The 21,817-nt window shown below is 70.8% G+C and carries 27 protein-coding genes; 13 read left to right on the top strand and 14 right to left on the bottom strand.

The window, feature by feature from the left end:
• Positions 1-86 precede the first annotated feature (86 nt).
• From DVK05_RS09645 to DVK05_RS09635, 3 genes are read right to left on the bottom strand one after another with little or no spacing between them, the layout of a single operon-like run.
• Entirely contained in the window at positions 87-1,031 is a 945-nt protein-coding gene (locus tag DVK05_RS09645) for a carbohydrate ABC transporter permease (protein WP_121563148.1), read from the bottom strand.
• The gene (locus tag DVK05_RS09640; RefSeq protein WP_121563147.1) at positions 1,028-2,014 is read right to left on the bottom strand and encodes a carbohydrate ABC transporter permease; all 987 of its coding nucleotides are present in this window, start codon (positions 2,012-2,014) and stop codon (positions 1,028-1,030) included. The genes DVK05_RS09645 and DVK05_RS09640 overlap by 4 nt, the downstream gene beginning before the upstream one ends.
• Positions 2,015-2,067: 53 nt before the next feature.
• A complete protein-coding gene (locus tag DVK05_RS09635; protein WP_121563146.1) occupies positions 2,068-3,366 on the bottom strand; it encodes an ABC transporter substrate-binding protein in 1,299 nt (432 codons plus the stop codon).
• 171 nt (positions 3,367-3,537) lie between these two features.
• Between DVK05_RS09635 and DVK05_RS09630 the strand changes: the two genes are divergently transcribed.
• From DVK05_RS09630 to DVK05_RS09610, 5 genes are all read left to right on the top strand, one after another.
• Positions 3,538-4,194, top strand: a complete 657-nt coding sequence (locus DVK05_RS09630) for a DUF4013 domain-containing protein (RefSeq protein ID WP_121563145.1) — start codon at positions 3,538-3,540, stop codon at positions 4,192-4,194.
• Positions 4,195-4,254: 60 nt separating this feature from the next.
• Entirely contained in the window at positions 4,255-5,304 is a 1,050-nt protein-coding gene (locus DVK05_RS09625; RefSeq protein ID WP_121563144.1) for an AAA family ATPase, read from the top strand.
• On the top strand, positions 5,301-5,945 hold the full coding sequence (locus tag DVK05_RS09620) for a protein sorting system archaetidylserine decarboxylase (protein WP_121563143.1): 645 nt from the start codon (positions 5,301-5,303) through the stop codon (positions 5,943-5,945). The genes DVK05_RS09625 and DVK05_RS09620 overlap by 4 nt, the downstream gene beginning before the upstream one ends.
• 85 nt (positions 5,946-6,030) lie before the next feature.
• The gene (locus tag DVK05_RS09615; RefSeq protein ID WP_121563142.1) at positions 6,031-6,681 is read left to right on the top strand and encodes an HVO_2922 family protein; all 651 of its coding nucleotides are present in this window, start codon (positions 6,031-6,033) and stop codon (positions 6,679-6,681) included.
• Positions 6,682-6,786: 105 nt separating this feature from the next.
• On the top strand, positions 6,787-7,947 hold the full coding sequence (locus tag DVK05_RS09610; protein ID WP_121563141.1) for a DNA primase: 1,161 nt from the start codon (positions 6,787-6,789) through the stop codon (positions 7,945-7,947).
• A gap of 55 nt (positions 7,948-8,002) precedes the next feature.
• Here the strand turns inward: DVK05_RS09610 and DVK05_RS09605 are convergent, their stop codons facing one another.
• The 5 genes from DVK05_RS09605 to DVK05_RS09585 form a co-directional block, all read right to left on the bottom strand.
• A complete protein-coding gene (locus DVK05_RS09605) occupies positions 8,003-8,218 on the bottom strand; it encodes a hypothetical protein (protein ID WP_121563140.1) in 216 nt (71 codons plus the stop codon).
• Positions 8,219-8,275: 57 nt separating this feature from the next.
• Entirely contained in the window at positions 8,276-8,467 is a 192-nt protein-coding gene (locus DVK05_RS09600) for a hypothetical protein (RefSeq protein WP_121563139.1), read from the bottom strand.
• 124 nt (positions 8,468-8,591) lie between these two features.
• Positions 8,592-8,936, bottom strand: coding sequence for a 50S ribosomal protein P1 (gene rpl12p / locus DVK05_RS09595; RefSeq protein ID WP_121563138.1), 345 nt, complete (start codon positions 8,934-8,936; stop codon positions 8,592-8,594).
• 16 nt (positions 8,937-8,952) lie between these two features.
• Positions 8,953-9,996: a 50S ribosomal protein L10 gene (locus tag DVK05_RS09590; protein ID WP_121563137.1), complete on the bottom strand. Its 1,044-nt coding sequence runs from the start codon at positions 9,994-9,996 to the stop codon at positions 8,953-8,955.
• On the bottom strand, positions 9,993-10,631 hold the full coding sequence (locus DVK05_RS09585; RefSeq protein ID WP_121563136.1) for a 50S ribosomal protein L1: 639 nt from the start codon (positions 10,629-10,631) through the stop codon (positions 9,993-9,995). Before DVK05_RS09585 ends, DVK05_RS09590 begins: the two co-directional genes overlap by 4 nt.
• Before the next feature lie 294 nt (positions 10,632-10,925).
• On the opposite strand from DVK05_RS09585, the gene DVK05_RS09580 reads away from it, so the two are divergent.
• Positions 10,926-12,470, top strand: coding sequence for an acyl-CoA carboxylase subunit beta (locus DVK05_RS09580; protein ID WP_121563135.1), 1,545 nt, complete (start codon positions 10,926-10,928; stop codon positions 12,468-12,470).
• The gene (locus DVK05_RS09575; protein WP_121563134.1) at positions 12,470-12,775 is read left to right on the top strand and encodes a hypothetical protein; all 306 of its coding nucleotides are present in this window, start codon (positions 12,470-12,472) and stop codon (positions 12,773-12,775) included. Before DVK05_RS09580 ends, DVK05_RS09575 begins: the two co-directional genes overlap by 1 nt.
• A gap of 298 nt (positions 12,776-13,073) precedes the next feature.
• Here the strand turns inward: DVK05_RS09575 and DVK05_RS09570 are convergent, their stop codons facing one another.
• The gene (locus DVK05_RS09570; protein WP_121563133.1) at positions 13,074-13,286 is read right to left on the bottom strand and encodes a hypothetical protein; all 213 of its coding nucleotides are present in this window, start codon (positions 13,284-13,286) and stop codon (positions 13,074-13,076) included.
• Between the two features lie 86 nt (positions 13,287-13,372).
• Here DVK05_RS09570 and DVK05_RS09565 point away from each other — a divergent pair, with 86 nt between their 5' ends.
• On the top strand, positions 13,373-15,235 hold the full coding sequence (locus DVK05_RS09565) for a biotin carboxylase N-terminal domain-containing protein (protein WP_121563132.1): 1,863 nt from the start codon (positions 13,373-13,375) through the stop codon (positions 15,233-15,235).
• Positions 15,236-15,240: 5 nt separating this feature from the next.
• Here DVK05_RS09565 and DVK05_RS09560 read toward each other — a convergent pair whose 3' ends face one another.
• Both DVK05_RS09560 and DVK05_RS09555 read right to left on the bottom strand, forming a co-directional pair.
• Positions 15,241-16,083, bottom strand: coding sequence for a 3-keto-5-aminohexanoate cleavage protein (locus tag DVK05_RS09560; protein WP_121563131.1), 843 nt, complete (start codon positions 16,081-16,083; stop codon positions 15,241-15,243).
• Positions 16,080-16,301, bottom strand: coding sequence for a hypothetical protein (locus tag DVK05_RS09555; protein WP_121563130.1), 222 nt, complete (start codon positions 16,299-16,301; stop codon positions 16,080-16,082). The genes DVK05_RS09560 and DVK05_RS09555 overlap by 4 nt, the downstream gene beginning before the upstream one ends.
• 133 nt (positions 16,302-16,434) lie before the next feature.
• On the opposite strand from DVK05_RS09555, the gene DVK05_RS09550 reads away from it, so the two are divergent.
• The 3 genes from DVK05_RS09550 (at position 16,435) to DVK05_RS09540 (ending at position 18,014) form a co-directional block, all read left to right on the top strand.
• Positions 16,435-16,782 carry a hypothetical protein gene (locus tag DVK05_RS09550; protein WP_121563129.1) on the top strand — a complete coding sequence of 116 codons (348 nt, stop codon included), beginning with the start codon at positions 16,435-16,437 and terminating at the stop codon, positions 16,780-16,782.
• 146 nt (positions 16,783-16,928) lie between these two features.
• Positions 16,929-17,402, top strand: coding sequence for a TRAM domain-containing protein (locus DVK05_RS09545; protein ID WP_121563128.1), 474 nt, complete (start codon positions 16,929-16,931; stop codon positions 17,400-17,402).
• 126 nt (positions 17,403-17,528) lie between these two features.
• The gene (locus DVK05_RS09540; protein WP_121563127.1) at positions 17,529-18,014 is read left to right on the top strand and encodes a Tfx family DNA-binding protein; all 486 of its coding nucleotides are present in this window, start codon (positions 17,529-17,531) and stop codon (positions 18,012-18,014) included.
• 28 nt (positions 18,015-18,042) lie between these two features.
• Here the strand turns inward: DVK05_RS09540 and DVK05_RS09535 are convergent, their stop codons facing one another.
• Positions 18,043-19,104, bottom strand: a complete 1,062-nt coding sequence (locus DVK05_RS09535) for a succinylglutamate desuccinylase/aspartoacylase family protein (protein ID WP_121563126.1) — start codon at positions 19,102-19,104, stop codon at positions 18,043-18,045.
• Between the two features lie 124 nt (positions 19,105-19,228).
• Here DVK05_RS09535 and DVK05_RS09530 point away from each other — a divergent pair, with 124 nt between their 5' ends.
• Together DVK05_RS09530 and DVK05_RS09525 are read left to right on the top strand one after the other, a co-directional pair.
• Positions 19,229-20,056, top strand: a complete 828-nt coding sequence (locus DVK05_RS09530) for an MBL fold metallo-hydrolase (protein ID WP_121563125.1) — start codon at positions 19,229-19,231, stop codon at positions 20,054-20,056.
• Between the two features lie 56 nt (positions 20,057-20,112).
• Positions 20,113-21,201 carry a molybdopterin-dependent oxidoreductase gene (locus DVK05_RS09525; protein WP_121563124.1) on the top strand — a complete coding sequence of 363 codons (1,089 nt, stop codon included), beginning with the start codon at positions 20,113-20,115 and terminating at the stop codon, positions 21,199-21,201.
• Positions 21,202-21,207: 6 nt separating this feature from the next.
• Here the strand turns inward: DVK05_RS09525 and DVK05_RS09520 are convergent, their stop codons facing one another.
• Positions 21,208-21,600, bottom strand: a complete 393-nt coding sequence (locus DVK05_RS09520; protein ID WP_121563123.1) for a PIN domain-containing protein — start codon at positions 21,598-21,600, stop codon at positions 21,208-21,210.
• Positions 21,597-21,809 (bottom strand): antitoxin VapB family protein, encoded by a 213-nt coding sequence (locus DVK05_RS09515; RefSeq protein WP_053770444.1) that lies wholly within the window; start codon positions 21,807-21,809, stop codon positions 21,597-21,599. Before DVK05_RS09515 ends, DVK05_RS09520 begins: the two co-directional genes overlap by 4 nt.
• Positions 21,810-21,817 lie beyond the last annotated feature (8 nt).

The following is a 21,817-nucleotide window of genomic DNA, read 5'->3' as shown; positions in this document are numbered from 1 at the left end:
AACGGCGCGGCGGTTTGAGAGCGATACCTTCTGTCGGCTGCGTGGTTGCTGTCGAGTCATGGATTGCTGCCCGCGAACGGCGCCGTTCATGTCGCCACCCCCTCGGCGAACTCCTCGCCGAACGCGATGTAGACCGCGAGCGTCGGGAGGGCGGCGATGAACGCGCCCGCCATGCGGAGCGCGAAGTCTTGTCCTTCGAGCGACGTGCCCAGCCCGGCGAGGATCAACACGATCGGCGCCGCCGCGCTGGATTCGGTCTGGACCAACACGAGGGTGAACAGGAGGTCGTTCCAGATCTGCGTGAACTGGTAGATCAGGACCACCGCGAACATCGGTCCCGAGAGCGGGAGCACGATGCGGCGGTAGATCCGACGGATGGACGCGCCGTCCAGCCGCGCGGCCTCGATCATCTCCTCGCTCATGTTCTTGTAGTACGACCTGAACAGGACCGTACAGATCGGGAGCCCGTAGGCCACGTGCGTGACGATCAGTTCGAAGATCCCGGTGTAGTCGTTGTTGATCCCGAGCGCCCACAGGAAGCCGAGGGCGTCCTGGAGCGGGATCATCGACCAGAACTGCGAGAGCGGCACCAGCACCGCCTGGTACGGGATGAAGATCCCCGCGACGAACAGCGCGAGGACCGGCGCCTTGTACCGCTGTTTCCAGTTGGACTGCGTGAGGCCGTACGCCGCGAAGCTCCCGAGCAGCGCCGAGATGACGGTCGCCGGGATGGCGTACAGGGCGCTGTTTATGAGGCCGCGTCCGAGCGCGTCGAACGCCGTGCGCCACTTCTCCAGCGTGAACGTGCTCCCCGTCGGCGGCGCGAACGGGAGCGACCCGGTGACGCCGGTCGACGTCTTGAACGAGGTGACGAGCCCCGACTCGATCGGGATCATGAAGAACGCCAGGATCCCGAGGAGCCCGAGGTACAGGAGGACCCGGTACCCGTCGACCTCCGCGAGCGCCCCCGCGGGCGCGCCGGAGTCCGTCGCCGATGCCGTGCCGCCGTCCGTTCGTGCGTCGTCGTTCATAGGTTCCCCCGGTTGTACTGGTAGTAGAGGTACGGGCCGACGATCCCGAGCGTCATCACGAACAGGGTGATGGCGATCGCCGACGCGTACGCCCAGTTCAGGTTCGCGTACGCCTCGCGGACCATCTTCGTCGCGAGGATGTCGGACCCGTTGGGCGGTCGGTAGCCGCCGACGAGCGAGTAGAGGAAGTCGAACGCCTTCAGCGCGAACACCATCAGGACGACCGAGGCGCTGATGGTCGACCCCTTCAGCTGCGGGATGATCACGCGCCAGTACATCCGCGCCGTCGAGGCGCCGTCCACCTTCGCCGCCTCGTAGTGCTCGTTCGGAATGGCCCGCAGGCCCGCGAGGAACACGACCATCGCGTACCCCGCGAACTGCCACATCAGCGCGAACATCACCGCCCAGAGGACGATGTCGGGGTTACCGATCCAGTTGACTCGGCCGAAGCCGAGCGACGTGATGACGATGTTGATGACCCCGTTGTTGAAGTTGAACATCCACGCCCAGAACTGGGCGGTGACCACGAACGAGAGGCTCATCGGCAACAGGTAGATCGTCCGGAACGTGTTCTCGAACCGGATGTTCCGGTCTATCAGGATCGCCAGTCCGAGCCCGATCGCGAGCGTTACCAGGGTGAACCCGACGAGCAGAATGAAGGTGTTGATCGCGGCGTCGACGAACCCGCTGTCGGCGAGCGCGCGGCTGTACATCTCGAGGTCCAAGTCGCCGTAGTCCGGGGTTCCGAAGCCGGTGAAGTCGGTCAGCGAGATCAGGAGGTTCCAGATGATCGCCCCGTAGACGAAGAGGCCGACCAGCAGGAACGGCGGCAGCCAGAACTGCGAGGACTCGACGAAGTCGCTGCCGAAGCGCTCGTTCAGCGCGTCGATCGGACTGAACCCGGACCCGCCGCGCTCCTCGGCGACGCCGCCGTCCGTGACCGCGTCGCCACTCTCGTCGCCGGTGTCAGTGTTCCGTGTCATGTGGGTCGTCGTGTGCCGAAACCGCTAAAATCCGGTCGCATCGAGGACCGGTGTCAGTTAGAGACCGCGTCGACGAAGCCCTGCGTGGCGGCGTCGACGTTGTACGGTCCGGAGAACTCGCTGGAGATCACTTCGTTCAGCGCCGTCATGGTCTCCGAGGGGACGCCGAGCCCGTGCTGGAGGTTCGGCGGCCGCTCCTCGGCCTCCGCGAAGTCCTGCTGCGTCTCCTGGAGGTACGGCCCGAACTCGCTCATGTCGACGTCGGTCCGCGTCGGGATCGAGCCCTTGTACTGGTTGAACGCGACCTGCGCCGCCTCGCTCCCGACGAACGAGAGGAACGTCTCGGTCGCCTCCGGACTCGGGTTGTCCGACGGGTACAGGAACGAGTCGAAGTGGAGCATGTACATGTTCTCCGAGCCGGGGTACGTCTTGAAGCCCCAGTCCTCGTTGTAGTTGAAGTCCTCGGCGTTCCGGTAGGCCCCGGCGGCCCAGTTACCCTGGTGGATGAACGCCGCGTTCCCCTCGATGATGTTCTGGTTGGACTCCGTGAGTCCGATCGAGGAGGCGTCCTCGTTGATGTAGTTCCCGAGGATCTCGGCGAGCGACTCGAAGGTCGCGCGGACGGCCGCCTCGTCCGGGCTCCCGTCGATGAAGCTCATGTACGCGTCGTACCCTTCCTGCCCGAGCATCGTCGAGGCGAACAGCTGAGTCGTCGTCCAGGTACCGCTCGCGCCGTGGGTCATCGGGATCGCGTCGGTCTCGCTCTGGACCGTCTCCAGCGCGTCGATGAGCGCCGAGACGCTCGTCAGCGAGTCGGGGTCGACCCCCGCCTCCTCGACGACCGAGGTGTTGTAGAACAGGCAGTTCAGGCGGTGCGAGCCGAGGGGGACGCCCCGATAGGCGCCGTTGTACTGGTGGAGGTCGACCGCCTCGTCCACCATCACGTCCGCGAAGCCCTCGGACTCCCAGATGTCGCCGACCTCGCCCAGCACGCCCTCGTACCGCTGGAGGTTCGGGCCGGGCCAGTTCGCGAACGAGCTCGGCGGGTCGCCGTTCTGGAGCCGGTTCGCGACGACCGCGTCGAGGTTCTGGTTCCCGCCGCCGCCGATCGGGTTGAACTCGTGTTCGACGTCCGGGTGCGCCTCGTCGAAGGCGGTGACGAGCGCCTCCGCCGCGCGGGCGCCGTCGCCGCCGGTCCACGCGTGAAGAACTTCGAGCGTGTTGCCGCTTCCGCCGTCGCCGCCGTCGCCGCCGTCGCCGCCGCCGGAACAGCCGGCGAGCCCCGCGAGCGTCGCCGCCCCCGTCGCTCCGACGAAGTGTCGCCGCGATAACCGCTTGTCTTGGTCTGTCATGGTACTTCACGGTGTACAATGGATGATTGCCATATATACTTACTCATTCTTTGAGAACTATTTTTGAAGTATCTATTCGCACGTCGCCCCCGTCGTAATCGGAGTTCTTTACGTCCGGTCGGACGGCGACGGACCGACGGGCATACTACGGTCCGGCGGATGGGCGTACGCATGCGCCCCTCGACCGCCGCCGTCACGTATCCGGTCGCCGGCGACGCCCGGGAGCGGCCCCTCCTCGCCGTCTGGCTGCTGTTCGCGCTGGCCGTCGTCGTGCCGGTCCTCCCGGCGCTGCCGGTCGTCGGCTACCTCGTCCGCGTGCTGACCGCCAGCGAGCGGGGCGACTCGATGCCGCCCTTCCTCGCCGACGGCCGGACGCTCCTCCGCCGGTCGCTCGGCGGGACGGCCGTCTGCCTGGTGTTCCTCGGGGTCCCGTTCGCGGCCCTCCTCGTGACGCTCTACGGGGTCGTCACGCTCGACCCCGGCGCGAACGCGCCGGTCGGCCGCATCCTCGCCGGCTCGACGGCCGTCCTCTTCGTCGGCGTCCTCGGCACGTACCTCGCGCCCGTCTCGCTGATCACCTACGGTCGGGAGGGGTCGCTCCGCCGGGCCTTCTCCCCGGGCGCCCTCCGGCCCGTCGCCGGCCACGCCGCCTACTTCTTCGGCTGGACCCTCGGCTTCACCGCGCTCGTCGCCGCCGTCGGCGTCGGCGGCGCGCTGTTCACCGTCTCGCGCGCGGGCCCGCTTTTCGGGACGTTCGTCCTCGCGTACGGCCTCCTCGTGGCCGCGTACCTCTGGGGCCGCGCGGTCGAACGCGCCCGGCGACGGTAGGGGGGCGGCGCGGCGCCGCGACCGACCGATTCTTGACCGCCCGGCCCGGACCCACACGGCATGGACGGACCGCTGTGGACAGACACGCACGCGCCCGACCTCGACGAGATCCGGCAGGACGAGGCCCGCGACCGCCTGCGTCGGGCCGTCGACGAGCCGATGAACCTCGTCGTTCAGGGGCCGCCGGGGGTCGGGAAGACGGCGGCGGCGCGCGCGCTCGCCGAGGCGTCGCACGCCGACCCGGACGCCGACCTGATCGAGATCAACGTCGCCGACTTCTTCGACCGGACGAAAAAGGAGATCCGGACCGACCCGCGGTTCGAGGGGTTCCTCGCGGGGCGGAGCTCGATGGCGAAACGCGACATGATAAACCGCGTGCTGAAGGAGTCCGCGTCGTACGCGCCGATGTCCGGCGAGTACAAGACGGTCCTGTTAGACAACGCGGAGGCGATCCGCGAGGACTTCCAGCAGGCGCTGCGCCGCGTGATGGAGAAGCACCACCGCACCACCCAGTTCGTGATCGCGACCCGCCAGCCCTCGAAGCTCATCGCCCCGATCCGGTCGCGCTGCTTCCCGGTCCGCGTCCGCTCGCCGACCACCGACGAGACGATAGACGTCCTCGAAGCGATCTGCGAGCGCGAGGGCGTCGACTACGACGGCGACGGGCTGGAGTTCGTCGCCAGCGCGGCCGGCGGCGACCTCCGGGAGGCGATCCTCTCGGCGCAGGCGACCGCGGTCGAGGGCGGCGAGATCACCATGTCGACCGCCTACGAGACGCTCGGCGACGTGGGCGACGACGACGCGATCCGCGGGGCGCTCGCCGACGCCCGCGCCGGCGACCTGAAGGACGCCCGCTCGGCGCTCGACGACCTGCTCGACGAGGGGTACGACGGGCAGGAGCTGCTCCGCGAGACGCTCCGCGTCGCCCGCGCCGGCTCCGAGTACGGCGGCGACGACCTCGCGCGGCTCCACGCGCTCGCTGGCGAGGCCGACCTCGACATGTCCGACGGGCTCCACGACACGACCCACCTCGTCCACCTGCTCGCGGCGTGGGCGGCGGGGCGGACCGAGCTCTCCCCCGAGCTCCGGGACGCGGAGGCGGCGTCGTGACCCGCCGCCCGCCGCTCTCGCGGCTGCTCCCCTTCCCGGTCGTCGACGCCGCGTGGGACCTGGCGCTCGTCCCCGCGCTCGCGGGCGCCGTCGCGCTGCCGTTCGTCCCGCCCGTCGGCGTCGCGCTCGTCGCGCTCGCCGTCGGGGTCCTCTGGTTCCACCGCGACCCGGCGCGCGACCCGCCGAGGGGCGACGGGACGGTCGTCTCCCCGGCCGACGGCACCGTCTCCGTGGTCCGCGAGGAGGGCTCGCGGCTGCGCGTCGGCGTGTTCATGAACGTCACCGACGTGCACGTGAACCGCGCGCCGCTCGCGGGTGAGGTGCGCGAGGTCCGCCACCGGCCCGGCGCGAACCGCCCGGCGTTCGACAAGGAGTCGGACCGCAACGAGCAGGTCGCGATCGACTTCGGGGAGTACGAGCTGCTCGTCATCGCGGGCTGGTTCGCCCGGCGGATCCACCCGTCGGTCGAGCCGGGGGACCGCGTCGAGCGCGGCGACCGCGTCGGGCACGTCTCGTTCGGCTCCCGCGCCGACGTGGTGCTGCCCGCGGACGTGGGCCGCGAGGACCTGCTCGTCGTCGAGGGCGACGGCGTCCGCGCGGGCGAGACGATCATCGCGGAGCGCCCGAGCGACGACGGGTAGCGCCGCCGCGTCGCGACGCGGTCGCCGCGTCGGCCGTTCGAAGCGGGCCATACGCTTTTGTTTCGTCCGTGAGACAGTATCTTCGATGACGGAAGAGACAATCCACGAGTCGAGCCGGTCGCGGACCCGACAGGGGCTGGCCACGTACCTCCGCCGGATCGCCCGCGCGCTCGGTCGCGGCGAACCCGTGCCGGTCGACGAGGACGGGACGGTGACGGTCGACGCGGCCGGGGCCGGCGACGTCGAGGTCGAACTCGAACGGGAGGACGGCACGGTCCACTTCGAGATAGAGGTGGAGTGGCCCGAGGAGGAGGTCGCCGTCGACGAGGACGCGAGCGCGAGCAAGGCGACGTTCGAGCTGTATACCGACAAGGCCGACAAGTTCCGCTGGCGGCTCCGCCACGACAACGGCAACATCATCGCCGACGGCGGCGAGGGGTACGCCGACAAGCGCGACGCCAGCTCCGGCATCGAGAGCGTCCAGCGGAACGCGGCGGGCGCGCACGTCATCGACGTCTCGCGCGACGAGGAGGCGCCCGAGGTGGGCGGCAGCAACGCCGTGTTCGAGCTGTTCCGCGACAAGGCCGACGAGTACCGCTGGCGGCTGCGCCACGACAACGGCAACATCATCGCCGACAGCGGCCAGGGGTACGCCTCCAAGCAGAAGGCGAAGCAGGGCCTCAACAGCGTCAAGTCGAACGCGCCGGGCGCGGCCGTCGAGGAGCCGGAAGAGTAGCTCTCGGTCCCGCGGCGAGGCGCCCGCGGTCCGACCGCCGTCCCGCCCGCGGCGCGACCGCGGACCGCACCGCTTATTCGCCGGCCTTCACTACCTCTGAGCGACATGGACGCGCTCGACGCCAAGTACCCGTTCTTCGCGAGCGCCCGCGAGGCGGTCGCGTCGGCCGCGGTGTCGCTGCCGGAGCTCGTCGCGACCGACGCCCCGGCGGTCGACCGCGCCCGCGAGCGCGTCGAACGCGCCCTCCTCGAGGGGACCGTCGCCTCCGAGAGCGGCGCGTTCCCCGGCGAGTCCGCGTACGACACCCAGGCGGAGCTGCTCTCGTACCCCATCGCGCGGATCCTCGTCTCGCTGCTCGACTCCGACCCCGCCATCGAGAAGTACGCCGCCGCGGAGGCGGCGACCGCCATGGAGCGGGTCCGCCGCGACTTAGAGACCGACGACGAACTGCGCTCCGTGTCGGCCGCGACGGTCGCGCTCGACGACCTGCTCGCCGAGTTCGACCTCGCCGACGCCGTGCGACCGGACGCGACCGCGCCCGCCGGCGCCCGCGGCGCGGGGGCCGCGACGGGCGGCGGGGCCGGCCGCGACCCCGACAGCTACCGGATCGACGTCGGCCCGTACCTCCGGCTCACCTCCCCCGAGTGGGGCGACTCGTGGCGGCTGGTCAACCGGGCGCTCGCCGACGGCGCGGTGCGGGTCTCCCGCGAGGAGCTGCTCGCGGCGCTGGAGGCCGCCGTTGAGGCGCGGGTCGCCGAGGGGCTCCCCTTCGAACTCGGCGCCGACGAGGAGATCGCCGCGGCCTTGGAATCGCGCGTCGCCGACCTCCGGCGGCTGCTCTCCGAGCGGACGTACGCCGAGCCGCCGGACGTCGTCGCCCCCGCGCTGTTCCCGCCGTGTATGACGAACCTGATCGAGAAGGCGGAGCGCGACGCCGCGCTCTCCGCGGCCGAGTCGTTCGCGCTGATGGCGTTCCTCGTCGGCATCGGCATGACGCCCGACGAGGTCGTCGCCTTCTGCGCCGACACGAGCCTCGACGCCGAGGGGATCCGCTACCAGACGGAGTTCCTCACCGACGACCGCGGGACCCAGTACCCCCCGCCGACCTGCGAGACGCTCGCGAACTACGGGATCTGCCACAACGAGGACGACCACATGCAGGTCGCGGCCGACCCGCTCTCGTACTACGAGACCCGGGTGGCCGCGGCCGACGAGGTGACCGACTGGCGGGCGGACCGAGAGACGGACGGGACGGAAGCGGCGTGAGCGCGGCGAACCGAACGCGACGGCAGAAGTAACGGACCGCGGCGGCTCGACGGCCTTACGAGCCGCCGTTCGCCCGCATCAGGAACGTCCCGACGCCGGCCATCAGCAGGACGAACCCGGCCAGGAGCGCGACGAGCGCGATCGCCCCCGCCTCCGGGAGGACCGCCGACCCGCCGAAGGTGACCCCGATGGCGACCAGCCCGACGATGAACACCGCGGCCGCCGCCAGCGAGACCGCGATCTGCCGACGGAACTCCGCATCGATTTCCATGTTCGCGGCTTCCCGTCGCCGCTAAAAAAGGACTTCGATGGGCGCCCCGCCCGCCGCTCACGTCGCGAGGTGCGTGATGTCCCGCCGCAGGGTGTACCCCTGCGGAACGCCGACGACCCCGAGACAGTCGTCGCACAACACCCGCTCGTAGTCGCGGTTGGTCTCCTTCTCCAGCAGGGAGACGTCAGCGAGCGGGAACACCGACTCGCACCGGTCGCACTCCGCCTTGTCGCCGTCGACGATCTTCATCGCCTCCCCGTTCCCGAGATCGATATATAAAATCGCGGCCGGCGTTATCACTCCGGATAGCGGCTCGTCGCGAAAAAATCGGTGCGGGTCGACGCGGTCGGCGTCGAGGGAGTCGCGCGCCGGCTCAGCCGAAGAGCTCGCCGAGCCCTTCGCCGCCGTCGCCCTCGTCCTCGTCGTCGTCGTCCGCCTCGTCGGCGGCGTCGGCCTCGTCGGCCTCGTCCTCGTCGTCGTCCGCCTCGTCGGCGGCGTCGGCGTCGGCGGCGCCACCGGCGGACGCGCCGGCGGCCGGGGCCGCGGCGGCCGTCTCGATGGCCTCCTCGATGTCGACGTCCTCCAGCGCGGCGACGAGCGCCTTGACGCGGGACTCCTCGACGTCGACGCCGGCGGCTTCCAGCACGCCGGTGACGTTGTCTTCGTTGATCTCTTCGCCAGTCTCGTTCAGGATGAGCGCAGCGTAAACGTATTCCATTGGTGTGTACCTCGTGTTATCCGAACATCGCGCCGAGTCCTTCGCCGCCGTCGTCGCCGTCGTCGTCGTCGGCGTCGTCGTCGGCCTCCTCGGCGTCTTCCGTGTTGTCGTCCGCCTGTTCCTCTTCCTCGTCGGCGTCGTCCGTCGCCGGCTCCGCGGCCGGCGCGGCCTCGACGCCCTGGAGCTCCTCGGGGAGCGCCTCCTCGTCGTCGATCTGCGCCGCGAGCGCGCGGAGCTGGGCGTCGGCCTTCCCGATCAGGTCGGGCACGACGTCCGGGCTCTCGATCTCCGCGAACAGGCCGACGGACTTCGCCTCGCCGGACGCCTTCGCGATGAGGGCGCCGGCGGTGGCGGCCGTCGGGTACGCGGCGTTGATCGAGAGGTTGCGCGCGGCGGCCGCGGCGGACCGGATGTCCGCCTCGTACTCGTCGACGTCGAGTTCGAGCTCGTCGGGCTCGAACAGCACGCCCTCGGAGTAGACGGCCTTCAGGTCGAGGCCGACCTCCTTGGGCTCGATGCCGAGCTCGACGAGGACGTTCGCGAGGTCGTCGTCGACGACCTCGCCCTCCTCCAGCACGGTCGAGTCCTCGGTCACCTTGATCGAGCCGTCCATGATGCGGGCGGCCGCGCCCACGGTCTGGAGCTCGCCGACGAACGGCCCCGGGTCGACGCCGGTGTCGCCCTCGGGGATCACGATGTCGTTGGGGGCCACCTCGCCCGCGTTGATCGGGGCGGGGGTCTTCGAGGCTTCGAGCTGCTTGAAGAGGCCGAACGGGTTGTCGTTGGTGCCGACGAGCGCCACCTGGCCGCTGACGTACTCCGTCAGCGCCTCGACGCCGTCGCCGACCTCCTCGAGCGCCCGGTTCGTGAGCGTGTTGCGGCTCATGCGGACGGCGGCCGAGCCGTGGAGCTCCCGGCGCATGGCCTGGAGCTGCCGGCTCGGGATGCCGGACACGCCGACGATCCCGACGGACTGGTAGGAGTCGATGAACTCGACGAGCTCGTCGACCTCCTCCCGCTTCCACTCGGGGATCGTCTCGGTCTTGCGGACCGAGCTCATACGGGCACCTCCTTCGCGGGACCCATCGTGGTCTTCACGTAGATCCCGTCGATGTTGAGCGGGCCCTTCTCGAGGTTCGCTTCGAGTCGCCGGATGATGACGTCGATGTTGTCCGAGATCGCGTCGGCGCCCATGTCCTCGGCGCCGACGCGGGTGTGGAACGTGCGCCGGTCGCGCGACCGGAGCTGCACCGTGTTCTTCATCCGGTTGACGGTCTCGACGACGTCGTCGTCCGGCTGTAGTGGGGTAGGCATCTTCCCGCGCGGACCGAGGACGGTACCGAGGTACCGACCGATGTCCTGCATCAGGTTGGCCTCGGCGACGAAGAAGTCGGTGTCGTCGGCGAGGTCCTTTGCGCGGTCGTCGTCGTCTCCGAGGTCTTCGAGGTCGTCGCTGTCGAGCACTTCGTCAGCGACCTCCTCTGCGCGGACGGCGGTTTCGCCCTCCGCGAAGACGACGATCTGTGTCTCCTGCCCTGTTCCAGCCGGCAGCACGACGGACTCGTCGATACGGTTCGACGGATCGTTGAGGTCGAGGTCTCGCAGGTTGATCGCGATGTCCACGGTCTCGCGGAAGTTCCGCTCGGGCGCATCGTCGAGTGCGAGGGTTACGGCCTCTTGTATTGTGTCTGCCATTTTCACCTCCGTAGTACGCAGGTCGCTCCTACGGGTCAGTGAAACAGGCGAAGCCTGTCTCATCGGAGAGTGGTTCATCGGAGGTTTAAAAGCGTCGAACCGCCGGTCGCCGTGTGAACCGGCGACAGGGCCGCTCCGGGTCGTTCGCGCGCTCGCGTTCGGACCCGGCGCCCGTCGTCGGCCGCCGCGGCCCGAATTCGACGGGCGTCGAAGGCCGAAACGTCGGATAGGGGAACCCTTTTGACGGCGGTCGCCGACCCACGAGGTAATGACGCAGGGTGGTCCGCCGTGACGATGGACGACCGTATCGAGGACCTCCGGGAGCGCCGCGAGCGGGCGGCGAAGGGCGGGGGCGAAGAACGGATCCAGTCGCAACACGACAAGGGGAAGATGACCGCCCGCGAGCGGATCGACTACTTCCTCGACGACGGCACCTTCCACGAGTTCGACCGGTTCCGCACCCACCGCAACCACACGTTCGGGATGGAGGAACAGCAGATCCCGGGCGACGGGGTGGTGACCGGCTACGGCGAGGTGAACGGCCGGAAGACGTTCGTGTTCGCGCACGACTTCACCGTCTTCGGCGGGTCGCTCGGCGAGGTGTTCGCCGAGAAGGTGTGTAAGGTGATGGACAAGGCGATGGACGTGGGCGCGCCGGTCGTCGGCCTCAACGACTCCGCGGGCGCCCGGATCCAGGAGGGGGTCGCCTCGCTCGGCGGCTTCGCGGAGATATTCCGGCGCAACACGGAGGCCTCGGGCGTGATACCCCAGATCTCGGCGATCATGGGGCCGTGCGCGGGCGGCGCGGTGTACTCCCCCGCCATCACGGACTTCACCTTCATGGTGAAGGACACCTCCCACATGTTCATCACCGGGCCGGACGTCATCGAGACGGTCACCGGCGAGGAGGTGAGCTTCGAGGAGCTCGGCGGCGCGGTCACCCACTCGTCGACCTCCGGCGTCGCGCACTTCGCCGAGGAGAGCGAGGAGGAGGCGCTCGACAACATCGCGCGGCTGCTCTCGTACCTCCCCGCGAACAACGTGGAGGACCCGCCGCGCGTCGAGCCGTGGGACGACCCCGAGCGCGCCGACGAGGAGCTCGCCGAGATCGTCCCCGACGCGCCCCGGAAGCCGTACGACATGAAGGACGTGATCGCGAGCGTCACCGACGAGGGCTCCTTCTTCGAGGTGCACGAGAACTTCGCGAAGAACATCGTCGTCGGCTTCGCCCGCCTCGACGGCCACTCCGTCGGCGTCGTCGCGAACAACCCCCGCGTGAACGCCGGCACGCTCGACATCGAGGCGAGTCAGAAGGGCGCGCGGTTCGTCCGCTTCTGCGACGCGTTCAACATCCCCATCGTCACCTTCGAGGACGTGCCCGGCTTCATGCCCGGCACCGACCAGGAGCACAACGGGATCATCCGCCACGGCGCGAAGCTGCTGTACGCCTTCTCGGAGGCGACTGTCCCCCTGCTCACCGTCATCACTCGGAAGGCGTACGGCGGCGCCTACTGCGTGATGTCGTCGAAGCACATCGGCGGCGACGTCAACTACGCGTGGCCCACCTCGGAGATCGCCGTGATGGGGCCGAAGGGCGCGGTCAACGTCCTCTACCGCGAGGAGCTGGCCGAGGCCGACGACCCCGACGCGCGCAGGCAGGAGCTCATCGACGAGTACCGCGAGGAGTTCGCGAACCCCTACACCGCCGCCGACCGCGGCTTCGTCGACGACGTGATCGAGCCGACCGAGACGCGCGCGCGCCTCGTCGAGGACCTGAAGATGCTGAAGGGGAAGAACTCGGACCAGCCCGCCAAGAAGCACGGCAACATCCCGATCTGATGGCGGCCGACGACGACCCGGGCGAGGCGGGGGCGACCGACCCGGCAGCCGCGCTCGCCGGGCTCTCCATCCCAGACGACGCCCGCGACGACGAGGCGGCCGCCATCGCGGCCGCGGTCGCCGCCCACCTTCGCGACGGTGAACTCGCCGCCGCGGCCGCCGTCGAGGAGACGGACGACGGCCGCGACGAGGACCGCTGGGCGTTCGCCGGTCGGATCGAGCGGCTCCACCGCCGCCGGGTGCGCGTCCCGGCCGACGCGCCCGCGGACCCGTGGACCGCGGCCGGGCGCAGCGACCGGTTCTGACGCGCCGACGCGCCGCTCCGCCTTTTCGCGTTCGTCCGCCCGACCCGTCGCTGGTCGAGTCCTCGACACGTCGAACGGCGCCGCCGGACGCGGCGGCGTCCGACCGCGTACATTCCCCCGACAGCGCGGCGTCGGTCCGTCGCGCCGTCGACCCGGCCCTGACTCAGGGCGCGTTCGCAGATACGTCCGCTGACATATATACCTGTGGTAGCGGCTCACGCGGTCGGCCGGCGTGCCCGCTCGTCGCCGGCGAGGACGCCGGGGGTCGCGCGGCCCGCGTCGGTCGCGTCCGTCCCCGCTACTCCGCCGTCTCGTCGCCGTCGTCGGGGTCGGTCGGCCCGCCTCGGCCGCCGAGGAGTCGGTTGAGGACAACCGGCACGACGGCCACGAAGACGAGGAGCGCGCCGATCCGGACCGGCAGCGAGGCGTCGGTGGCCACGGTGAGTCCGAGGTAGACGGCGGCGCCGACCAGCACCGAGGGCAGCACGTACGGGTTTCCCGCGTCGAGCATACCTCACCGTGGCGCCCGCGGTCCCCTTAACCGTCTCGGCACGGACCGACAGAGTTTGGTAGCAGTTGGTGGAAGAACCGACAGGAATGTTCGATAAGGTTCTCGTGGCGAACCGCGGCGAGATCGCGGTCCGGGTGATGCGCGCCTGTGCGGAGCTGGGCGTCGACACCGTCGCCGTCTACAGCGACGCCGACAAGCACGGCGGCCACGTCCGGTATGCGGACGAGGCGTACAACGTCGGACCCGCCCGCGCGGCCGACTCGTACCTCGACGGCGAGGCCGTCGTCGAGGCGGCGCGGTCGGCCGGCGCGGACGCGATCCACCCTGGGTACGGCTTCCTCGCGGAGAACGCCGACTTCGCGGCCCGCGTCGAGGCCGCCGACGGGATCACCTGGGTCGGGCCGTCGAGCGACGCGATGGAGCGGCTGGGCGAGAAGACGCACGCGCGGCGCGTGATGGACGACGCCGACGTGCCGATCGTCCCCGGGACGACCGAGCCCGTCACCGACGCCGAGGCCGTCACGGCGTTCGGCGACGAGCACGGCTACCCGGTCGCGATCAAGGCCGAGGGCGGCGGCGGCGGCCGCGGGATGAAGGTCGTCGAGGGCGCGGACGAGGCCGCGGAGGCGCTCGAGTCCGCCAAGCGCGAGGGCGAGGCGTACTTCTCGAACGACTCGGTGTACCTCGAACGCTACCTCCAGACCCCCCGCCACGTCGAGGTCCAGGTCGTCGCCGACGACCCGGACGGCTCGGTGAGCGAGAGCGACGTGGTCCACCTCGGCGAGCGCGACTGCTCGCTCCAGCGCCGCCACCAGAAGGTGATCGAGGAGGGGCCCTCCCCGGCGCTCTCCGACGAGCTGCGCGAGAAGATCGGCGAGGCCGCCCGCCGCGGCGTCGCCGCCGCCGACTACACCAACGCCGGGACGGTCGAGTTCCTCGTCGAGGAGGACCCCGACCGCGACCCGTCGGAGCCGCTCGGCCCCGACACGCCGTTCTACTTCCTCGAGGTCAACACCCGGATCCAGGTCGAACACACCGTCACCGAGGAGCTGACGGGGATCGACATCGTCAAGCAACAGCTCCGGGTCGCCAGCGGCGAGGGCCTCTCCGTCTCGCAGGACGACGTGGAGCTCGAAGGCCACGCAATCGAGTTCCGGATCAACGCGGAGAACGCCGCCAACGACTTCCAGCCCGCCAACGAGGGGTCGCTGGAGACGTACGACCCGCCGGGCGGGATCGGCGTCCGCGTCGACGACGCGCTCCGCCAGGGCGACGAGCTGGTCACCGACTACGACTCGATGATCGCGAAGCTGATCGTGTGGGCCGGCGACCGCGAGGAGTGTCTCGCGCGCTCGAAGCGCGCGCTCGCAGAGTACGACCTGGAGGGCGTCGTCACCATCGTCCCCTTCCACCGCCTGATGCTCGACGACGAGCGCTTCGTCGACGGGACGCACACGACGAAGTACCTCGACGAGGAGCTCGACCGCGACCTGGTCGCCGACGCCCAGGAGAAGTGGGGGACGGAGTCGGCCTCGGCGGGCGACGACGACGAGGAAGTCACCGAGCGCGAATTCACCGTCGAGGTGAACGGCAAGCGCTTCGAGGTGGAGCTAGAGGAGCGCGGCGCGCCCGCGATCCCCGTGCCCGAGAGCGGCGGCGGAGGCGGGCAGCAGCGCCCGCCGCAGGCGAAATCCGACGACGGCGGCGATGCCGGTGGCGTCGACGTCGCGGAGGGCGGCGAGGCCATCGAGGCGGAGATGCAGGGGACGATCCTCTCGGTCGATGTCGACGAGGGCGACGAGGTCGCCGCCGGCGACGTGGTCTGCGTCCTCGAGGCGATGAAGATGGAGAACGACGTGGTCGCCGAGCGCGGCGGCACCGTCGCGGGCGTCCACGTCGGCGAGGGCGACAGCGTCGACATGGGCGACGTGCTGATCGTGCTGGAGTGAGCGGGCTATCGACCGCGCAGCCCCAGTAGCTCCCGCGTCTGCTCGGGCGTCGCCACGGGGCGCCCGAGCTCCTCGGCGATCCGCGCCGCGCGCGCCACCAACTGCTCGTTCGTCGCCAGTTCGCCCTTCTCGTAGTACCGGTTGTCCTCCAGTCCCACGCGGACGTGCCCGCCGAGCAGCAGCGACTGGGTCGTCATCGGGAGCTGGTGCGGGCCGAAGCCGATCACGTTGAACTCGACGCCCTCCGGAAGCGCCTCGACCCGATTGACGAGGTTCCGCGGGTGCGGCGGCGACGTGGTCCCGCCGCCGAACAGGAAGTTGAGGTACGGCGGGTCGTCGAGGTCGTCGAGGATCGCCAGCGACTCGTTGAGGTGGCCGTCGTTGAACACCTCCAGTTCGGGCTTGATCCCCCGTTCCCTCATCTCCGCGTGGAGCGACGCCACCAGTTCCCGGGTGTTCTCCGAGGTGAGCCGCTCGTAGCGGTTGAGCGGTCCCATGTCGAGCGACGCCATCTCGGGGGCCGGATCGGTTCGCAGCGGCTCGTGGCGGAGGGCGTCCGGCGCCGCCGTCCCGCCGGTGGAGTGCTGGAGGACGGCGTCGTCGGTGGCCTCGCGGACCGCGTCCGCGACTTCCTGGAACCGCTCCGTCGAGAAGGCGCGCTCCCCGTTGTCGCGGCGCGCGTGGAGGTGGAGGACGCTCGCGCCCGCGTCCTCGCAGGCCGCCGCGGCCGCCGCTATCTCCTCGGGGGTCTCCGGGAGGTCCGGGTGCGCCTCCTTCCCGTGGACGCCGCCCGTGAGCGCCGCGGTGATGACCGCCGGCTTCCCGTCGAGGTAGTCGTCGTAGGTCATCGGTCGCCGTCGGTGTCCGCGCCGTCGGTCGTCTCCGCGTCCGGGTCGACGTAGAACTCGCAGTCCGTCGCGGGGTCGAGGTCGTACCGCGCGTTACAGACGTCCGCGCGCATCGGCTGGACGAACGACTCCGTCACGGTGCAGAACGCGCGGGCGGTCTCGAACGACTTCCCGTCGCCCTCCTCGCGGTATGTCAGGTGCTGGCACGTCTCGTCCATGGCGGACGGAGGCGGGGAGGCGGCTTGAAACCCCGCGTCGGGGCGACCGCTCCGACTCGTTGCGATCCGATCCGATTCGATCCGGTCCGATCTGACCGACGCTGTTTAACCGACCGCCCGAGAACGGGTGGCCATGGAGCCGGTCGACGACTGGCGGTCGGCGATCGACGAGGCCGGGGAGCTGACCGGCCCGATCGCGGCGGCGATCGTCGAGGCCCACGGCGACCGGGGACAGCGCGCCATCGAGGCGGTCGGCGAGGGGCGCGTGAAGCGCTACCGCGACTTCACCGTCGTCGTGGGCCACGAGGACGAGTACGTCGTCGAGGAGGGGGAGTGTAACTGCGCGGACGCGACGTACAACCTCGACGCCGACGACCCCGACCAGCGCTGCTGGCACGCCATCGCGGTCGACGTCGCGGACGCGCTCGACGCCGTCGACCACCACGACATGTGGTACTCCGAGGTCCGCGAGTTCCTGTGAGGCCGCCGGGATCCGCGTCCCGCCGCGCTCCGCGCTCTCTCCCCGTCTCGAAGCAGCCGCCGCTCGCCCGCGTGAATCGGCCGTTTTCGTAAATTTCGGTCTGAGAGTCGAAAACGTTTACAACGGCGGCCGGTCTCCCCTACGGTATGGCGGACTGTCCACTCGCCGACGACTGCCCCAGCTTCGACGAACGGATCCAGGGGATGGGGTGTCAACACTACGGCAACAAAGGCGGCGCGGAGTGGTGTAACCACTACGACATGCCGATCTACGAGCTGAAACAGCAGCCGGTCCAGCCCGGCGAGGCGGTCGTCGTCGAGGTCGACGACATCCACGAGAGCGGCGCCGGCGTCGGCCGCACCGACGACGGGTTCATCGTCCTCGTCGACGGCCTGCTCCCCCCGGCGCGCGCCGAGGTCAAGATCCACCGCGTGAAGTCGAGCCACGCGACGGCCCAGGAAGTGATCGAGCGCCTCCCGGACGACCCCGACGAGGAGTCCGACGGCGAGGCCGCGGACGGCGACGAGGGAGACGACGAGGACGCGGACGACGAGCGCAGTCGCCGCGACCGCCCGGACCGCGAACGGCTCGGCAGCCGCGAGAACTTCTGGGGCAAGTGACGGCGTCCCGGGGGAGCCCCGCCCCACGGACAGTCCGGACGCCGTCGATTTTCCGCGCGACACGCGCCCGTCTCCGCCCGCCCGCGAATCCGCCGTTTTTTGACGGCCCGCCCCGTCGGTGACCACATGGTGGCAGACGAGGGGCGGCCGGATCCGGCGGACGTCGACGCCGATTCGATCCTGGAGCGAGCCGGCTTCGACGCCGACGAGAGCGTGCTCACCCGTCGGCAGGCCGAAGTGCTGGCGCTCCGCGAGCGCGGGCTCAGACAGTCGGACATCGCGGACCGCCTCGGCACCTCGCGGGCGAACGTCTCCAGCGTCGAGGCGAGCGCCCGCGACAACGTCGAGCGCGCCCGCGAGACGGTCGCGTTCGCGGAGGCGCTGTCGGCGCCGGTCCGCGTCGAGATCGACGCCGGGACCGACCTCTACGACGCGCCCAAGCGCGTGTACGACGCCTGCGACGAGGCGGGCGTGAAAGTGAACCAGACCGCGCCCGAGCTGATGAAGGCGATCGGCGACCGCGCCGGCGACGCGGTCCGCGGCCGCGAGGTCCGCAACCGGCTCTTCGTGACGGTCGCCGCCGACGGACGGATCCGCGTCCGCCGGCCGTAGCCCTCGGTTTCGCCCGTCGGCCGCCCCGTTACTCCCCGTCGATCCGCTCCGCGACGCCGACGAGCGTCGCGCCCGCGGTGACGGTCGCCTCCCGAGCGACCGAGTACGCGATCCCGTCGCGGTCGGCGCGCGCGACCTGGAGCGTCTCGAACGCCGTCGGGTCGAACACCTCGCCGACCCGCTCGCCCGCCGCGACGCGGTCGCCGACGGCGAGGTCGGGCTCGGGGACGAACAGCCCGGAGTCGTCGGCGATCACGCGGCCGAGGTGGTTGCGCGCCACGACCCCGTCCCACGGGTCGGGCTCGCCGTCGAGCAGCCCCTCGCGTCGGAGGACGCCGAGGGTTCCCGCCACGCCGGTCTCGACGGCCGCGGGAACGATCTCCTTGCTGTGGGCGAGTTCGGGCGTGATCGTCGGAATGCCCTCGCGCGTGGCCGCGACGCGGAGCTTCCCGGCGAAGCCGCGCTCGTCCCACTCTGTGTCGGCGTCGTCTCCGGCCGCCTCCGCGAGCAGGAGGTCGGTGCCGAACGCCTCCGCGAGCCCGCGGCAGTCGTCGTCGCCGCGCATGTACACCGTGTGCGTCGCCATCGACGGCGACCCGGTGTGGAGGTCGACGATCGCGTCCGCCTCGCTCGCGAACGCCCAGAGCCGGGCCGCCATCCGCTCGTGGAGCGACCCCTCGGGGTCGCCGGGCCAACAGCGGTTCATGTTCGGCTGCCGCGAGTCGAGCGACTCCGGCGTCGTGTACGAGACGCGGTCGAAGGTGAGCGGGTCGGCGACGGGCACCGTCACGAGCGTCCCGTCGAGGTCGGCGGCGGTCGGTCCGTCGGCGCGCTCCGCGCCGCCGGTACCGGCCTCACCTTCGGCGCCGCCCGTGAGCCGGTCGTGGAGGCGCCGGAGGACCGCCGTCCCGTTCACCTCGCGGCCGTGCTGGGCCGCCTGCGCGTACACGACGGGGCCGTCGCCCGGCGCGTCGACTTCGGGCCCGTCGTCGCCGTCGACGAGCCGCCCCTCGCCGTACGCGTGGACGGTCGTCCGGATCGGTACGCCAGAGGGGAGCCGCGCGAGGGTGAGGGTACGACTGGTGTGCACGGTTCGGATCGGGGCGGCGCGGAGTTATACGTCCGGGGTGCGAGCGCGACGCGGTCGCCCCGGGCCGCCGGTCGCGACGGTCTCGACCGCGGACGCTAAGGCTGTGGCCCGCGCATCCCGTCCCATGCGGGTCACCCTCCTCGGGACGGGCGACACGACGGGGACGCCGACCGTCGGCTGCGACTGCGACACCTGCGAGGCGGCCCGCGAGCGCGGGGTGTCGCGGTCGCGCTTCTCCGTCCACGTCGCCAACGAGCGCACCGGCGAGTCGCTGCTCGTCGACTTCAGTCCCGACTTCAGACAGCAGTTCCTCGCGGCCGACGTCCCCCTCCCGGACGCCGGGCTCGTGACGCACATCCACTTCGACCACCTCGACGGGCTGGGGAACGTCTACCGGCTCGTCGACGGGCTCCCGGTCCACGCGCCCGCGGAGACCGACCCCGCGACCGACCGGAGCGTCGCCGAGACGATCCGCGACAAGTACGACTACCTCGAAGACCGGATCGGCGTCCACGCCCGCGACCCGTTCGAGCCGTTCGAGACCTGCGGCTTCGAGGTGCGGTTCGTCCCCGTCGACCACCCGCCGCTCGTCTGTTACGGGGTCGTGATCGAGGACCCCGAGACGGGCGCGACGCTCTCGCTCACCGGCGACACCAGCTACGACGTGCCGGAGCGGTCCCGCGACGCGCTCGCCGGCGCGGACCTCCTGCTCGCCGACGCCATCGTCCCCGCGTCGCTGTGCGAACACCACCCGATCGGCGGGCGCCACGAGGGGCCCGACGGCGTCCCGCGGACCTTCGGCACGAAGCACATGACCCGGGAGGGGGCGCTCGCGCTCGCCGACGAGCTCGACCCCGACCGCACCCGTCTGGTCCACCTCGCGCACTACTACCCCGCCGACGAGGCGTTCGCGGAGCCGCTGGCGGTCGACGGCGAGGTGTACGAGCTGTGAGTCACGGCGCGCCGCGGGCTGTACCCTTTTGTCTCGCTAGCGCCTAACGCGCGTAGATGGCCGCGACGGACCGCCTCCGGACCGCGCTCGACCGCGTAGAGCCGCCGCCGCGCGCGGTCGACTGGTCGCTGTTCGCGTTCGTCGTCGCCGAGGCGCTCACCGGGCTGGTCTCCTTTACCGTCGGCGTCCCCGAGGGGTGGCCGCTGTTCTGGCTCCACCGCGCGCTCGGGATCGGCATCGTCGCGCTGCTCGCGTGGAAGCTCGCGCGCGTCCGCCGCCGGCTCACCGACCCGAGCCTGTGGCGGCGGTCGACCGCGCTGTCCGTCCTGACGCTCGTCGCCGCCGTCGGCGCCGTCGGGACCGGGATCGCGTGGGTGTTCGGGCTCGACGTGCGGATCTCCTACTGGACGCTGCTCTCCGTTCACGTCGGGTTCGGCCTCGCGCTGGTCCCGCTCGTGGCCGCCCACGCGTCCACCCGGTTCCGGCTCCCGCGCCGCGTCGACTTCGAGCGCCGGCGCACCGCCGTCACCTACTTCGCGCTGCTGGCCGCGGGCGGCGCGACCTACCGGCTCCAGCAGGGGATCAACGACGCGCTCGACACCGCCGGCGCCGACCGCCGGTTCACCGGCTCGCAGCCGCGCGAGGGCGCGGGCAACGGCGCCTTCCCGATCACCTCGTGGGTCGCCGACGACCCGGACCCGATCGACCGCGACGACTACCGGCTCCGGGTGGACGGGCTCGTGAGCGACCCCGTCGAGCTGACCGCCGACGAGCTGGCGGCGGGCCACGAGACGGAGGCGCTGCTCGACTGTACGAGCGGCTGGTACACGGTCCAGGAGTGGGGCGGGATCCGCGTCGGCGACCTGCTCGACGCCGCCGGCGACCTCGACGACGGCGCGGCGTACGTCCGGTTCACGTCCGTGACGGGCTACCGCTGGAGCCTCCCGATCGAGGAGGCCGCGGACGCCCTGCTCGCGACGCACGTCGGCGGCGAGCGACTCTCGCACGGCCACGGCGCGCCGGCGCGGCTGGTCGCGCCCGACCGCCGCGGCTTCCAGTGGGTGAAGTGGGTGACGCGCGTGGAGGTCCGCGCGGAGTACGATCTCGGGCAGTGGGTGGTGACGCTGGTGAGCGGGTTCGACTGAGCCCCTTCAGACGAAATCGAAATCGAGTGCGTCACGAATCCCGTCGACGTTGAAGTCGGTGTCCGACACGGCGAGCCGTTCGTCTTGTGCGACGGCGGCCCCCGCGATGAAAGCGTCGCGGGCCGCGAGGGGATCTCCTCGATCACGGAGGGCATCCTGAAGCACCGCCGCTTCGCGAGCGACTGCCGCCGACGTATCGATCACATCTATCCAGTCCAGCGCGTCGTCGACCGCGCCGAGGTCCGTCGCTCCCGACTTGAACACCTCGCCTTGATACACTTCGAACAGCACGAGCGGCGGTGCGACCGCACGCTCGTCAGCGTGAGACTCGACATACTCGACGGCGGGGGATCGTCCCGCGAGGTAATCGATGAGGACGCTACTATCGTACAGGGTCACCGCGAGTCGACCCCGCGTTTCATCTCCCGGCGTTTCTCTCGGGCGCGCTCCGGCGCGTCGCTTCCCTCCCACAGGCCGGCCCCGGACCGGATATCCTCGCGGCGCTCGCGAAGCAACCGCGTCAGCAGGTCGTCGAAGGTCTCGTCGTCGCCTTTCAGTGAGGCGAGCGCGGCGTGTGTCTCCTCGTCGACGCGGATGCTCTTGCTCATGTCTACTC

This window comes from Halorubrum sp. Atlit-8R, from assembly GCF_003666025.1.
GTDB lineage: Archaea > Halobacteriota > Halobacteria > Halobacteriales > Haloferacaceae > Halorubrum > Halorubrum salinarum.
This window is presented reverse-complemented; position numbering and strand designations above follow the sequence as displayed.

Bases quoted from the DNA above. Each gene is read 5' to 3' on its own strand.
- DVK05_RS09645 (WP_121563148.1), bottom strand. From the start codon at position 1,031: ATGAACGACGACGCACGAACGGACGGCGGCACGGCATCGGCGACGGAC.
- DVK05_RS09640 (WP_121563147.1), bottom strand. From the start codon at position 2,014: ATGACACGGAACACTGACACCGGCGACGAGAGTGGCGACGCGGTCACG.
- DVK05_RS09635 (WP_121563146.1), bottom strand. From the start codon at position 3,366: ATGACAGACCAAGACAAGCGGTTATCGCGGCGACACTTCGTCGGAGCG.
- DVK05_RS09630 (WP_121563145.1), top strand. From the start codon at position 3,538: ATGCGCCCCTCGACCGCCGCCGTCACGTATCCGGTCGCCGGCGACGCC.
- DVK05_RS09625 (WP_121563144.1), top strand. From the start codon at position 4,255: ATGGACGGACCGCTGTGGACAGACACGCACGCGCCCGACCTCGACGAG.
- DVK05_RS09615 (WP_121563142.1), top strand. From the start codon at position 6,031: ATGACGGAAGAGACAATCCACGAGTCGAGCCGGTCGCGGACCCGACAG.
- DVK05_RS09610 (WP_121563141.1), top strand. From the start codon at position 6,787: ATGGACGCGCTCGACGCCAAGTACCCGTTCTTCGCGAGCGCCCGCGAG.
- DVK05_RS09605 (WP_121563140.1), bottom strand. From the start codon at position 8,218: ATGGAAATCGATGCGGAGTTCCGTCGGCAGATCGCGGTCTCGCTGGCG.
- DVK05_RS09600 (WP_121563139.1), bottom strand. From the start codon at position 8,467: ATGAAGATCGTCGACGGCGACAAGGCGGAGTGCGACCGGTGCGAGTCG.
- rpl12p (WP_121563138.1), bottom strand. From the start codon at position 8,936: ATGGAATACGTTTACGCTGCGCTCATCCTGAACGAGACTGGCGAAGAG.
- DVK05_RS09590 (WP_121563137.1), bottom strand. From the start codon at position 9,996: ATGAGCTCGGTCCGCAAGACCGAGACGATCCCCGAGTGGAAGCGGGAG.
- DVK05_RS09585 (WP_121563136.1), bottom strand. From the start codon at position 10,631: ATGGCAGACACAATACAAGAGGCCGTAACCCTCGCACTCGACGATGCG.
- DVK05_RS09580 (WP_121563135.1), top strand. From the start codon at position 10,926: ATGGACGACCGTATCGAGGACCTCCGGGAGCGCCGCGAGCGGGCGGCG.
- DVK05_RS09575 (WP_121563134.1), top strand. From the start codon at position 12,470: ATGGCGGCCGACGACGACCCGGGCGAGGCGGGGGCGACCGACCCGGCA.
- DVK05_RS09570 (WP_121563133.1), bottom strand. From the start codon at position 13,286: ATGCTCGACGCGGGAAACCCGTACGTGCTGCCCTCGGTGCTGGTCGGC.
- DVK05_RS09565 (WP_121563132.1), top strand. From the start codon at position 13,373: ATGTTCGATAAGGTTCTCGTGGCGAACCGCGGCGAGATCGCGGTCCGG.
- DVK05_RS09560 (WP_121563131.1), bottom strand. From the start codon at position 16,083: ATGACCTACGACGACTACCTCGACGGGAAGCCGGCGGTCATCACCGCG.
- DVK05_RS09555 (WP_121563130.1), bottom strand. From the start codon at position 16,301: ATGGACGAGACGTGCCAGCACCTGACATACCGCGAGGAGGGCGACGGG.
- DVK05_RS09550 (WP_121563129.1), top strand. From the start codon at position 16,435: ATGGAGCCGGTCGACGACTGGCGGTCGGCGATCGACGAGGCCGGGGAG.
- DVK05_RS09545 (WP_121563128.1), top strand. From the start codon at position 16,929: ATGGCGGACTGTCCACTCGCCGACGACTGCCCCAGCTTCGACGAACGG.
- DVK05_RS09540 (WP_121563127.1), top strand. From the start codon at position 17,529: ATGGTGGCAGACGAGGGGCGGCCGGATCCGGCGGACGTCGACGCCGAT.
- DVK05_RS09530 (WP_121563125.1), top strand. From the start codon at position 19,229: ATGCGGGTCACCCTCCTCGGGACGGGCGACACGACGGGGACGCCGACC.
- DVK05_RS09525 (WP_121563124.1), top strand. From the start codon at position 20,113: ATGGCCGCGACGGACCGCCTCCGGACCGCGCTCGACCGCGTAGAGCCG.
- DVK05_RS09515 (WP_053770444.1), bottom strand. From the start codon at position 21,809: ATGAGCAAGAGCATCCGCGTCGACGAGGAGACACACGCCGCGCTCGCC.